Origin of the sequence: Cohnella zeiphila (genome assembly GCF_014212055.1) — a bacterium.
GTDB classification, from domain to species: domain Bacteria; phylum Bacillota; class Bacilli; order Paenibacillales; family Paenibacillaceae; genus Cohnella; species Cohnella zeiphila.
Genome location: NZ_JACJVO010000005.1, coordinates 233623 through 245460, shown reverse-complemented (window position 1 = coordinate 245460; position 11838 = coordinate 233623). Strand labels below are relative to the sequence as shown.

Genomic DNA, 11838 nt, shown 5'->3' with positions numbered 1-11838 from the left:
CTGAAGCAGTTGTCGGTGGAGTTCCGTGATTATGTCCACTGGTTTAATGAGCATCGGATTCATGGGACGTTGGGTTATCGAACGCCCGCTGAAGTCAGACGGTTGCCCTCATAATCGTTGTCCAGTTTTGTGTTGACAATCCAGGTTACTCTCTTTCGGTTCGCTTCTCGGAATTCCGCCAAAGAGACGAACCTGGTTACTCTCTTTCGGTGCGCTTCTCGGAATTCGGCCCAAGAGACGAATCTGGTTACTCTCTTTCGGTGCGCTTCTCGGAATTCGGCCCCAGAGACGAACCTGGTTACTCTCTCGCCGAACTCTCAATCAACGCCCGACTGGCCGCCCAACCCTTCTTATCCAACCGGTAATAGTCATACTTTTCGCTGTCGATCTCGATCACGCTTTGATAGTGAAACCCGCATTTGCGAATGACCGCATTAGACGGCGCATTGCCTACCAGAGCAATCGCCGCAAGCGCTTCAACGTCCGTTTGCTCGAATAAGTACCGAATCATCGCTTGGGCGGCTTGGGTCGTATAGCCCTTGCCCCTATGATCCTTAGATACGGCATACACGATCTCCCGGTTCGGGGAAGGCAGCTCCTCCTTGATTCCCGTGCAGCACCAGCCGATCAGCTCCCCCGTCTCTTTCAGGACCATTCCCAATCGAAGCCGGAGATCGCCGATGACTCCGCCTTCCGATACGGCATTCAGAAATCGCTTGTTCTCCGGAATCTCGTAGCCCATGAGCCACTCTTCCCGCTGCTCCCTGGAGACGTTCCAGCCCGGCAAGTATTCACGAATCTCGGGCTGCCAGGTCAGCAGATGAAACGGCTCCAGATCCGTCGCGACGAATTCTCTTAAAATGATATCCTTGCACTCGATGGTAAATGCGCTTTCTGCCGAACGATAGATAGTATCCACGAGAGGCCCCCTCGAAAAAAATGCCATAGCTCATCATAACTCTCTACGGGATTCTACGGCACGGGGTCAAAATAGTTATAGTCAGACGCCACCGCCCCTCCCGCCGATCACGGAGCGCTGCGCCCCTCGGCGAACTTCTGGAGCTGGTCGAGCGCGGCTTGCGGGGACAGGCTGTCGTACAGGATGGCGTCGCCCATCTTGCGGCTCGTATCCATGACGGCCTGCCAAGCCGGCTGCTGAATCGGATAGAACATGGCGGTGCCGAGCTCGGCGATGTTGCGGCGCATGGCGGCATCGGTCCGGGACAGCTCTTCGCCCACCGTCGAGGTGACCGGAATAAAGCCTTCCCTGACGGTCATATCCTCATAGTTGCGATCGTCGTACAGAAAGTCCAGAAACTTGGAAAGCGCCGCCTCGTCCGTATGATCCGTCCGGAACGAGACGATCACGTCCTGGACGCCGAACGTGATCGGAGGCACTCCCCGCTTGACGGGGATCGGCCCGGCCCCCCACTCCAGCTTCGGAAATTCGCGAGGCACCACCCGGGTAAAGTAGTTGCCGGAGATCATCATGCCGAGCTTGCCGTCTCCGACGATGCGCTGCTTCTCGTCGCGGATCGTCACGGTCGGCTCCGGATCGGTCAGCCCGTCATTGAACAATTGCTTCAGGTAGGTCAGCCCCTCCACGTTGGCCGGGCTGTTGATGATCCATTTTCCGTCCCGGAACCAGCCGCCTCCCGCCCCGAAAAAAAAGTAGGACAAGTACGCCTGAATCTCGTCGTCGGTCAGATCGACGCCGAAGCCGGATGCCCGTCCGGTGTCCTTGATCTTGCGCGCGTCCTCCCGGAGCGAATCCCAGTCCGTCGGCGGGGAAGCGATGCCGGCCTCCCGGAACAGCTCCTTGTTGTAGTAAAGATTGCGCACGGTGGCGACGTAAGGCAGCGCGTACTGAACGCCGCCGATCTGGTCCATCTGCATCAGATTCGGATACATCTTCTCCTTGAGCCCGGGAGACAGGATCTGATTCAAATCATTCAAAATGCCGGCTTTTGCGAAATGGGCGTAAACGTTCGTGATCAGAAGATCGGGAGGCTGGTTCTTGCTGATCATGCTCGTGTAGATGCCGTCCAGCACGTTCCAGTTGGCCACTTGAAGCTCCACGAGAATATCGGGATGTTTGAGCTCGAACTCGCGGACCAGGTTGTCGAGGAACGGCTTCGTCTCGGTGCTGTATTCGGCGGCGACGAACCGGATGACCGACTGTTTCTCCTCCTGCGCCGCGACCAATTCCCGCTTCCCTCCGCCCGAGCAGGCGGTCAGCGGTCCCGCGCACAGCGCGAACGCCATCGCCGCCAGGCCGGTCTTCTTCAACGCGCTTCTCATGCCCGCTCGCCCTCCTTCTCCGAATCGTTAGCGGAACGGAAAAAGCAGCTTCTGATTTTCCGGGGAATACATGTTGATCTTCGTGACGACGATCGTATCGATGAGGGAGCTCTTGTCGACGCGGCTTCCGCCAAGCTGCTTCAGCGCGTTTTTGACCCCCAGGTAGCCGATGTTGAACGGCCTCTGGACGATCATGGCGTCCAGGCTTCCCTCTTCCAGCAGCCGAATCTCGTATAAGGTGCTGTCGAATGCGATGAGCTTGACGTCGCCGGTTCGGCGGAGCTCCTTGAGCGCCTTCGCGGAGCCCAGAACCGCCGGCTCGGTCAGCGCCGCGATGGCGTTGATCCGCGGCTCTGCCGCAAGCAGGGACCGCGTCGCGTCGTACGCCTTCTCTTCGGAGTCTTCGACGTAGAACGTTCCGGCGAAGCCGTCCTGACCGACGGCTTCCCGGATGCCCGCTTCCCGCTCCGAAGACACGGTCGAAGCCGCGTAGTCGCCGAGCACCGCCGCCATCGGCTTGCCGTCGGTCTCCTCCGCGGCGAGCCGGCCCGCCTGGCGGCCGGCCTCGCGATGGTTGCCGGCTACCTCGGCCGGTTGGGGGCTTAGCGCAAGCGGCGTATCCAGAACGACCAGCTCGATTCCCGCCTCCTGGATCCGCTTCAGAAATCCCATGACCCGCTCGTCGTTGATCGGCGCCGCCACGATCGCATCGGGCTTGCTCTCGAGCGCTTCTTCCAACTGAAGAGCCTGCGTCGCGGCGTCGGTATCCTTGAGCGGCCCGACCGTCTCCAGCCGCGCTCCCGCTTCCTTGGCCGCCGCTTCCGCGCCGCCGGCGACCGTCTGCCAGAAGTCGGCGCGGACGTTGGTCGATTTGAGCACGACCACGATTGTCTTCACGCCGCTCGAGCCGACCGTAAACAGCTTGAAGTAGAAGACGGCGAACAGAACCGCGGCCGCCAGCAGCAGAGCGATTCCCGCCGTAAACCGATGAACGCGCATCGCCTGTCGTCACCCTTTCGCCGGCCATTTGGGAATCGTAATCGTGACGCAAGTGCCGACCTCCCGCTCGCTGCGGATCCGGACGCCGTAGGCCGGACCGCAGATCAGCTTGATCCGTTCGTCTACGTTGCTGATGCCGATCCCCTTGCTCCGATTCTCGCCGTCTCCCGTTTCCCGGATTTTCTCCAGCTGTTCCGCCGTCATGCCGAGCCCGTCGTCCTCGATCTCGAACACGATCCGGCCGCCGCGCTGCATTGCCCGGATGACGATCGTGCCGAGATCCGGCTTGTTGCGGATCCCGTGATAGATCGCGTTCTCGACGAAGGGCTGCAGCAGGATTTTCGGCATGCGGTCGTTCAGGACGGCCTCGTCGAATTCCAAGCGATAATCCAGCTTGTTCGCGTACCGCATTTTCTGGATCAGCAGGTAGTTGCGAATATGCTCCATCTCCACCCGGATCGGCACGAGCTCCTGATCCTTCGCGATGCTGGCCCGGAACAGCTTGGCCAGAGCCGAAGTCATCAGCACCACTTCCTCGTGCTGCTTCTGTTCCGCCATCCAGACGATCGAATCGAGCGTGTTGTACAGGAAATGGGGGTTGATCTGGGCTTGCAGCGCCTGCAGCTCGCTCCGGCGCTTGTTCTCCTGCGTGCGGATGATTTCCTGCATCAGGTTTTTGATCTGGGCGACCATCATGTTGAACGTGCGGCTGAGCTGCCCGATTTCGTTCATTTGCGTCACTTCCGCCTGGACGTCGAAGTCTCCCTTCTCTACCAGCCGCATGCTCCGCTGCAGATGGCGGATCGGCCGCGACAGCCGGTGCGACAGCACGACCGAGACGAACAGCGAGATGGCGACGGCGGCGAGCGTGATGAGCAGCGTGCGGCCGAGCGTGCTTTTGTACCCGATCAGGTCGGTCTCGTACGCCACCCCGACGATTTTCCAGCCGAAGTTCGTGTCCTTGACGGAATAGAACCGTTTGCCCTGCGCATCGTCGACCTCGAAGGACGATCCGCTAGACGCCGCCGTCACCTCCGCGATCTTCTCCGTTCTCAGGTTGCTGTAGATGAGCTGCTGCTGCGGGTGGTAGACGATGTTGCCGTCCCCGTCGACGATGAAGACGTAGCCTTTGGAGCCGAGATTGATTTGACTGCATAAATCGTTAATGACGTTCAAATTCAAGTCCACGAGGAAAATGCCGTCCGCCGTCAGCCCGTCCACGTTCTTCAGCTCGCGGCTGAGCGAGACGACCCAGCGGTATTCGTTCTGGATGATGTTCTGCACGTGAGGGGCCGACAGGACCGACTTGCCGCCCGCCAGCCGGGCGTTCCTGTACCAGGCTTGATCCTCGATCTTGGCGTTCGGGTTCAGCGTCGTGATGCGGCGGTCCGAGACGAACCGGCCGTTGTAGCCGAACACCATGATGGAGGCAATGTCCTTGCGGGTGTACAGAATCGACTGGAACAAGTCCGAGATTCTCTTCTCGTACGGACGGCTCTCCTCGTCGCTGATGAAGCTGTCGTTGGAAATGTAGTATTTAACGTCCTTGTTGGTCATGGCCAGCAGGGAGATATTCTCCATATTGTCGACGTACGACTGGATGTTCGTATTCACCTGGTTAATGACTTCCTTGATATAGCTTCGCGAGTTGTTCTCCACCGCGTCGACCGACAGCCGGTAGCAGCTGAGACTCGTTGCCGCGATCGCCAGCAGAAGGAGGCAGGAGAAGGCGAAGGCGATGCTCGACTGGATGCTTTTGAGCGGGAAAATCGTCCGGCGTTCTCCGGGCATGTCACGGCACTCTCTCTTGCGCCAGCCGCTCCCGGAAATCCCGGGGCGTCGCGCCGGTATGCTTCTTGAACAGAACGCTGAAGTAGTTCGGATCCGCATAACCCACCCGCTCCGCGATCTCGTAAAATTTGAGCGGCGTGGCGGCGAGAAGCTCCTTCGCTTTCTCGATGCGCACGCGGGTCAAATATTCGACGAACGTCTCCCCGGTCTCCTGCTTGAACGCCAGGCTGAAGTAGCTCGCGCTCATCAGCACGTGACGGCACAGCTCCCGCAGCGACAGCTTCTCGTCGGCATAGCGCTCCTCGATATACGTTTCCGCCTTCGCCATCTGCGCCCGCAAGTGATGGCTGCGGCCCGCGGCGATCTCCTCGATGAGGTCGGCGACCGTCCTCTTCAGCCAGCGCTCGATCTCCTCCAGCGTCTTGAACCGGTAAAGATCGGTCAGCCACAGCGTCCGCCCCGCCGTTCGCACCCCGTCCGCTCCGTTCCGATCCAGCTCCTGGATGGCGTTCAGCAGCGTCAGCACCACCTTCTGCAGCTCCAGATAACAGATCTCCATCGGCCCCTGCGAGGAGCGAAGCCGGGCGACCATCCGTTCGATCAGTCCGAACGCCTCTTCCGACGCGCCCGTCTTGATGGCCGTAGCCAGCTTGCGATCCTCGTCCGGCAGCGAAAACGTCGTGTCGGGGGCGGCCCCTTCCAAATCGCGGATCCCGTGAACGCGGTTCTTGCCGTGCAGGAACCGGTAGTCCAGCGCCGACAGGGCGCTTTTGTACGAGAGCGGCAGCTGCTCGGCGGAGGAGCACGCGTGCCCGATGCCCAGCGTCACCGTCAGCTTCAAATATTTCTCGACGCGATGGCGAACGTCTTCCGCGAGTCCGAAGGCGGCGTCGTGCAGCTCGTCCTCGTCGTCCGCCCCGTAGACGATCGCCGCCGACCTCTCTTCGCGCGTGCGGAACACGAGCGCGTTCCCCCGTTCCGCCGCCGTCTCCTCGAAAATATTGAATACCGCGAAGCGCAGAAACTCCGCGTCATGCTCGTCGTCCAGCCATGCGTCCCGCTCTCCGAAATCGTCGATGTCCGCCGCGATCGCCAGCGCCGGCGGCTTCAGCGGCCCGAGCCCGAAGTAGGCGAAGCCTTCCTCGATCTCGGGCTTGGCCATTCCGAGCGCGGCGAGCCGTTCCAGGAACCGTTCCTTCAACAGCGGCAAGCTTCGGGACAGCTGGCTCTGCAGCCGGCCGAGATCCTCCAGCCGCTTCGCCTCTTCGTCCATCTCCGCGCGGACTTTGTCCAGGAGCTCCCGCATCTCGCGGGCGGTGATCGGCTTCAGCACGAAGTCCCGCACCTTCAGCCGGATCGCCTGCTGCGCGTACTCGAACTGGTCATAGCCGGTCAGAATGATCATTTTCATATACGGATAGGTTGTCGCCACGAGCCCCGCCAGCTCCAGTCCGTCCATGAACGGCATGCAGATATCCGAGACGATCAGATCCGGCTTCAGCTCGCAGGCCGCCTCCCAGGCTTCCCGTCCGTTCTCGTAATCCCCGATCAGCTCGAAGCCGTGCTCGTTCCAGGCGATCGTCTTCTTGAGCCCTTCCCGAACGACCGGCTCGTCGTCCACCAGGATCGCTTTGTACATCGGCCCCGCCTCCCGCAGCCTCGTTGATTCCATCATAAAGGAACCTTCGGCTCCCGGTAGGGATACAATTCTCTAGTCGCGGGATACTTTCGGGCAATGCGCACGGCAAAGCCGGCAAAGAAAAAGAAGCAGCGGAGTCCGGGACCTCTACGTCCGCGGCTGCCGCTGCTTCTCTTTCGCTATGATAGGCGATCCTCCGCCATCAGGTTGAAGCTTGATGACCAGGATCGCTTCTTGCTGTCTTATTCCTTGATCAAGGACAGAAACTCCGAGCGAAGGGCCGAGCTGTTGCGGAAATGTCCGCGTACGCCCGAGGTGACCGTCTTGCTGCCCGGCTTCTTGACGCCGCGCGCGCACATGCAAAGATGCTCGCCTTCGACGACGACCATGACGCCGTGCGGCTGGAGCACTTCCTCCATGATGTCCGCGATCTGCGACGTGATCCGCTCTTGCACCTGAAGCCGACGCGTCACCGCTTCGACCAGGCGGGCCAGCTTGCTTAAGCCGGCGATCTTGCCGCTCGGGATGTAGCCGATGTGGACTTTGCCGAAAAACGGCGCCATATGATGCTCGCATTGGCTATAGTAGACGATATCCCGAACGATGACGAGCTCCTCGTGCTTCTCGTCGAACGTGACGCCGAGCACGTCCCGCGGATCGATCTCATAGCCCGCGAAAATCTCCTCGTACATTCGCGTCACGCGAGCCGGCGTCTCCAGCAAGCCTTCCCGGTCGACATCTTCGCCGATCAATCGCAAAATTTCGCGCACATGATGCTCGATCTGCTCCCGGTTGTCCGACACTCGCGAATTGAGGTAATCCTTCACTCCTGCCATCGGTATCCCCCCCTTTAGCGGCATAAGCCGTTCAGGCCGGCCGCGAAACGACCTTCTCTATGGTCCGCTTCTTTACTTGCGGCGATTCTTGGAATTCTGCTGCTGCTGAAGCATCTGCTGCGCTTTGTTCAATTGCTGCTTATTCATGTTGTAGCCCATTTGCTTGGCCATCTTCTGCAGCATCTCCGGATTGTTCTGCATCCGGGTCATCTGGCTGCGCAAATAGAAAACGCCGACGAGAAAGCCGACAATCAAGCCGACGATCAGCGTTATAATCGGAATAATCACGTTCCACATCGATAAGTTCCCTCCGACTTCCGTCAAGTTAACATCCGGCTTCGCAGCCGCGCGGCGTCGGCGCCGCTAACCTATGATAGCACGGCCTCGCACCCAGGGCAAATCGCCGTCAGACCAGTACCGAATCGATAAAAAGAGTCGTATGCTGCGCCAGATCGATCTCCTGCGCGGCGACCGCGGTATCGCCGTCCTTGTCGATGACGCGCACGATCGGACGGCCCGGAAGTCCCCGATGCTGGCCGACCACGACGCCGGTCTGCCGGTTCGACAGCCGAACCGAAATGCCGTTCGGATAGACCGAGACGATGCGCAGAAATTCGACCAGCACGTCCCGCTCCAGCGCCGTCCCCGACATCGCATGCATCCGTTCGAGCGCTTCGTGCGGCATCAGCCGGCGTCCTTCGGAGAGGTCCGTCAGCAGATTGTCGTAAGTGTTGGCGACCGCCGTTATTTTCGCGTACAGGTGGATCTCTTCTCCCGGCAGCCCGCGCGGCGTGCCGGTGCCGTCCACTTTCTCGTGGTGCTGAAAAGCGACATGGGCGGAGAGCAGGCTGTATTCCCGCTTCATCTTGAGCAGTTCGAATCCCCGCCACGCATGATGGTAACGGCCTTCCTGCAGTTCCGGCGCGTTGATCTTGCCGATATCGTGCAGCAGCGCGCCGATGGCGAGCTCCTTCAATTGAATCATGTTGAGCCCCATATTGAGGCCGACCAGCGTGGACATCATGCATACGTTCATCGCGTGAATGTACATCGCGTTGTCTTCCGTGCGAATATCCGAAAGCTGCACCAGCACGCTCTGATTTTGCAGAACTTCGTCCAGCAGCTGATCCACCGTCATGCTGACCGCCTTCGTATTGAACGTTTTGCCGGAGCGCAGCGCGTCGAACGATTCCGACATCTGCTGGATGACGGCGCGCTTCGTGCTGTCCGACAATACCTCTTCGTTCGTTACGTCGCGGAACAGCGGATCGTCGATGTAGACCATCGTGACGCCGATTCTTTTCAACGTGCTGATCATAAATACGGTCAACTGGACTCCGATCGAGAGCAAAACGGTTCCGTTGGCGGAAAAAATCGTTCTTCCCAGCGTCTGTCCGGGTTCAATGGCTTCGATGTCGACCAGCTTCAAAGGTAGCTTCACTCCTGTCCCGTCTGTGCGTGCCGCCGGTAAGATGGCGCGTATTGCTTACTATTTCGGTCGAACGGGACGGAAAGTTTATGCCGATTTTGCCGCAATGACGCGGCCCGCGCGCGGATCGCGCTCCGGAAACGTGTCACATTGCCCGGGAAATCATCGGATTTCGCGAATCGCCGCGAGCGCCCGCTCCGCCGCGTCCCTCACGCGCTCGTCCGCGTCCGTCTCGCGCGCTTCGCGCAGCGCGGACTCGGCTTCCTCGCCGCCGATCCGGCCGAGCGCCCAGGCTGCCGTTGCGCGCAGCTCGAAGCGCGGATCCTCGCGCAGCACCCGGACGACGTCCGGCGCCGACTCGCGGTCGCGGAAGTTGCCGAGCCCGATCAGCGCGTTGCGCTGAATCGGCTTCCGCCGGCGCCGAACTTTTCCTTGAACTCGCGGTTGCCCATCGTCAGCAGCGGACGCAGCAGCGGCTTGACGATCTCGGGATCCGGCTCCAGCTCTTCGTGCCGCCGGATGTCGATTCCCCGATTGACGGGGCAGACGATCTGGCAGGTATCGCATCCGTACAGCCGGTTGCCGATCTTCTCCATCTGCCATTCTTCGAGCGTCCCCTTCGTCTGCGTCAGGAACGAGACGCACTTCTGCGCGTTCAACTGACCGGGCCCGACGAGCGCTCCGGTCGGACAGGCGTCCAGGCAGCGCGTGCATTCGCCGCAGCCGTCCTCGACCGGCTGGTCCGGAGGGAGCGGCAGGTTCGTGATCATCTCGCCTAGGTAGACCCACGAACCCAGCTCGGGCGTGATCATCAAGCTGTTCTTGCCGCTCCAGCCGAGCCCCGCCCGCTCCGCGACCGCGCGATCCGACAGCGCGCCGGTGTCGACCATCGACAGGCCGCGCGCGTCCGGCACCCGCTCCGCCAGCCAGGCCGTCAGCCGCTCCAGCCGCGAGTTCAGCACGCGGTGGTAGTCCTCGCCCCAAGCCGAACGGGACAGAATGCCGCGGCGCTTTCCCGGCTCGGATACGGGCGGGTTCTTCAGCTTCGACGGGTAAGCGACCGCGATCGCGATGATCGACCGCGGCTCGTCGAAGAGCAGAGCCGGATTCGTCCTTTTGTCCAAATCCGGCTCCTCGAACCCCGACTCATATCCCAACTCCCGGTGCTCCCGCAAGCGCTCCTTCAGCTCGGCGAAGGGATCGGCCGAAGCGACTCCGATCTTGTCGATGCCGAGGCTCATTGCCGCTTCCTTCATCTCTTCCTTTAGCTTCCGCCAGTAGGCGGCGTCTCTCTTCTGCATTGCCGGCGCTTCGGCCATTCCCTTCCCCTCCTTTTTATAAAGTCCGATCCATCGCCAGGATCGCGCCCGTTCCGGCGCTAACGAATCTGTGCGTTCTTATTTGGTCAAAAAAACGAATTTAACGACCTTAACGAATCCGAGCGTCTTTATCGAACCCAAAAATGCCGGAAATCGTCACTCGGATGCCAGATAAGGTCTTTTAGGTTCGTTAAAGTTTGCAGCCCCGCGAATTTGCCCGATTAGCGCCGCTAGGATTCGTTAGACCCGGCTTCAGGACGGATCTCCTTCCTCCCTCCCGGCCGAATAAGCCTTCCACTCTTCATAATAGCGTCTCGCATCGGAATCCCCGAACGGGGAAGCGCGCCGCACGATGCGGGAACGAAGCCGGACGAGCCCTTCTTCGACCTGTTGCCGGACGGCCGAATGGTACCGGTACTCTTCCTTGTGCTTGTCGTATTCGTCGCGGTCCAGCTCATAGTAGCTCCCGTCCGGAAGCAGGATCATGTCCAGATCGTAGTCGATGTACGTCAGTACATCCGCGTACCTGCAGGGAGGAGAGGCGACGTTGCAGTAATAGCGAACCCCCTTCTCCTCCAGCAGCGCGACAACGTTGAACCATTCTCCCGGTATAAAAAAAGATACCGCCGGAACGCGGCTGATCCACTCTTTGCCGTCCGCTTCCCGTATCCCCGTATGCTCGTTGACGAACACCCACATCGATTCGTCCAGATGCGCCGGACTCATCGCCGCCGGGGGCACCTGCCAGTTCTCCAGCCATACCCGGTGCAGGGCTCCGTTGTTCTTGAAGCTCTTGATGATGCAGCGCTCGTATCCTTGCTCTTGCCCAGCGTAAGGCGTGCTGCCCATATTGCGTCCCCCTGCCGGCCGTCGTCCATGTAAATTTACTTATAAGAAAAGCATATCTTATGGCCAAAAGCAACCGAAATCGCGGCGCCTCCATGCACGTAAGATATGCTTTCCTCGATTGGCCGGTCCGACGCATGCCGGCAGGCTTGTCCGCCCCTGGTTGCGGGCGCTTGGGATTCGCGTCCTATACCGCCATAATGGCCAGCGGCTTCGACAGCTTGACGAAATCGATCAGAAGTTCGCCGAACGATTGGTAGAACGGCAGCAGCAGCTCGTTGTGCTTGTCCCCCGCGATCAGGATCTTGAACACGTTCCGCTGGCGAAAACGCTGGTTCATCGCCGCCACCAACGCGCGTCCGACCCCTTGACGGCGATTGTCCGGATGTACGGCGACCCGGTACAGGTACCCTTTGTTCTGGTCGATGGTCCCGATCATGGCCCCCACGATCGCCCCTTCTCTCTCCGCAACAAGAATCAATTCGCTGTCCCAGGATAATTGCCTGGCGAAAGCCCCCATCGTCTCTTCGCAGCACTCCTCGGACAAAGCCACTTCCAGAAGCTCGGTTACGGACTTATAGTCCGCAAGTTGGAAAGCACGAATTCTCATGTCCTAAATCTCCTCGGCTGAGTTTAGAAAGACCGACGTCGCAGCGACCAAACCGATTTAACACAAAG

Annotated in this window: 11 protein-coding genes and 1 pseudogene; 1 reads left to right on the top strand and 11 read right to left on the bottom strand. The window is 60.1% G+C overall.

The genetic code is table 11. The annotated features are described in order from the left end of the window. Positions 1-9 precede the first annotated feature (9 nt). Positions 10-114: an IS3 family transposase gene (locus H7C18_RS35955; protein WP_420481836.1), complete on the top strand. Its 105-nt coding sequence runs from the start codon at positions 10-12 to the stop codon at positions 112-114. A gap of 184 nt (positions 115-298) precedes the next feature. On the opposite strand, the gene H7C18_RS04965 is transcribed toward H7C18_RS35955, so the two are convergent. From H7C18_RS04965 to H7C18_RS04915, 11 genes and pseudogenes are all read right to left on the bottom strand, one after another. Then, positions 299-919: a GNAT family N-acetyltransferase gene (locus H7C18_RS04965; RefSeq protein ID WP_337912922.1), complete on the bottom strand. Its 621-nt coding sequence runs from the start codon at positions 917-919 to the stop codon at positions 299-301. 107 nt (positions 920-1026) lie between these two features. Then, entirely contained in the window at positions 1027-2301 is a 1275-nt protein-coding gene (locus tag H7C18_RS04960) for an ABC transporter substrate-binding protein (protein WP_185127904.1), read from the bottom strand. A gap of 27 nt (positions 2302-2328) precedes the next feature. Then, positions 2329-3300 carry a substrate-binding domain-containing protein gene (locus H7C18_RS04955; RefSeq protein ID WP_185127903.1) on the bottom strand — a complete coding sequence of 324 codons (972 nt, stop codon included), beginning with the start codon at positions 3298-3300 and terminating at the stop codon, positions 2329-2331. 9 nt (positions 3301-3309) lie between these two features. Further along, complete coding sequence (locus H7C18_RS04950; RefSeq protein ID WP_185127902.1) at positions 3310-5091, bottom strand: cache domain-containing sensor histidine kinase; 1782 nt, start codon at positions 5089-5091, stop codon at positions 3310-3312. A 1-nt stretch (position 5092) separates the two neighbouring features. Continuing rightward, complete coding sequence (locus H7C18_RS04945; RefSeq protein WP_185127901.1) at positions 5093-6730, bottom strand: response regulator; 1638 nt, start codon at positions 6728-6730, stop codon at positions 5093-5095. A gap of 242 nt (positions 6731-6972) precedes the next feature. Further along, entirely contained in the window at positions 6973-7566 is a 594-nt protein-coding gene (gene folE / locus H7C18_RS04940; protein WP_185127900.1) for a GTP cyclohydrolase I FolE, read from the bottom strand. Between the two features lie 72 nt (positions 7567-7638). Beyond that, positions 7639-7863 carry a YneF family protein gene (locus H7C18_RS04935; protein ID WP_185127899.1) on the bottom strand — a complete coding sequence of 75 codons (225 nt, stop codon included), beginning with the start codon at positions 7861-7863 and terminating at the stop codon, positions 7639-7641. Positions 7864-7972: 109 nt separating this feature from the next. After that, positions 7973-8995, bottom strand: a complete 1023-nt coding sequence (locus tag H7C18_RS04930) for an HD-GYP domain-containing protein (protein ID WP_185127922.1) — start codon at positions 8993-8995, stop codon at positions 7973-7975. A gap of 162 nt (positions 8996-9157) precedes the next feature. Continuing rightward, a pseudogene (gene queG, locus H7C18_RS04925) lies at positions 9158-10296 on the bottom strand (tRNA epoxyqueuosine(34) reductase QueG). 270 nt (positions 10297-10566) lie between these two features. Further along, entirely contained in the window at positions 10567-11163 is a 597-nt protein-coding gene (locus tag H7C18_RS04920) for a DUF402 domain-containing protein (protein ID WP_185127898.1), read from the bottom strand. A gap of 184 nt (positions 11164-11347) precedes the next feature. Next, positions 11348-11770 carry a GNAT family N-acetyltransferase gene (locus H7C18_RS04915; RefSeq protein ID WP_185127897.1) on the bottom strand — a complete coding sequence of 141 codons (423 nt, stop codon included), beginning with the start codon at positions 11768-11770 and terminating at the stop codon, positions 11348-11350. Positions 11771-11838: the final 68 nt, after the last annotated feature.

Coding starts and splice junctions, on each gene's coding strand:
- H7C18_RS04950 (WP_185127902.1), bottom strand. CDS start 5,091: ATGCCCGGAGAACGCCGGACGATTTTCCCGCTCAAAAGCATCCAGTCG.
- H7C18_RS04945 (WP_185127901.1), bottom strand. CDS start 6,730: ATGTACAAAGCGATCCTGGTGGACGACGAGCCGGTCGTTCGGGAAGGG.
- H7C18_RS04915 (WP_185127897.1), bottom strand. CDS start 11,770: ATGAGAATTCGTGCTTTCCAACTTGCGGACTATAAGTCCGTAACCGAG.
- H7C18_RS04960 (WP_185127904.1), bottom strand. CDS start 2,301: ATGAGAAGCGCGTTGAAGAAGACCGGCCTGGCGGCGATGGCGTTCGCG.
- H7C18_RS04935 (WP_185127899.1), bottom strand. CDS start 7,863: ATGTGGAACGTGATTATTCCGATTATAACGCTGATCGTCGGCTTGATT.
- H7C18_RS04920 (WP_185127898.1), bottom strand. CDS start 11,163: ATGGGCAGCACGCCTTACGCTGGGCAAGAGCAAGGATACGAGCGCTGC.
- H7C18_RS04955 (WP_185127903.1), bottom strand. CDS start 3,300: ATGCGCGTTCATCGGTTTACGGCGGGAATCGCTCTGCTGCTGGCGGCC.
- folE (WP_185127900.1), bottom strand. CDS start 7,566: ATGGCAGGAGTGAAGGATTACCTCAATTCGCGAGTGTCGGACAACCGG.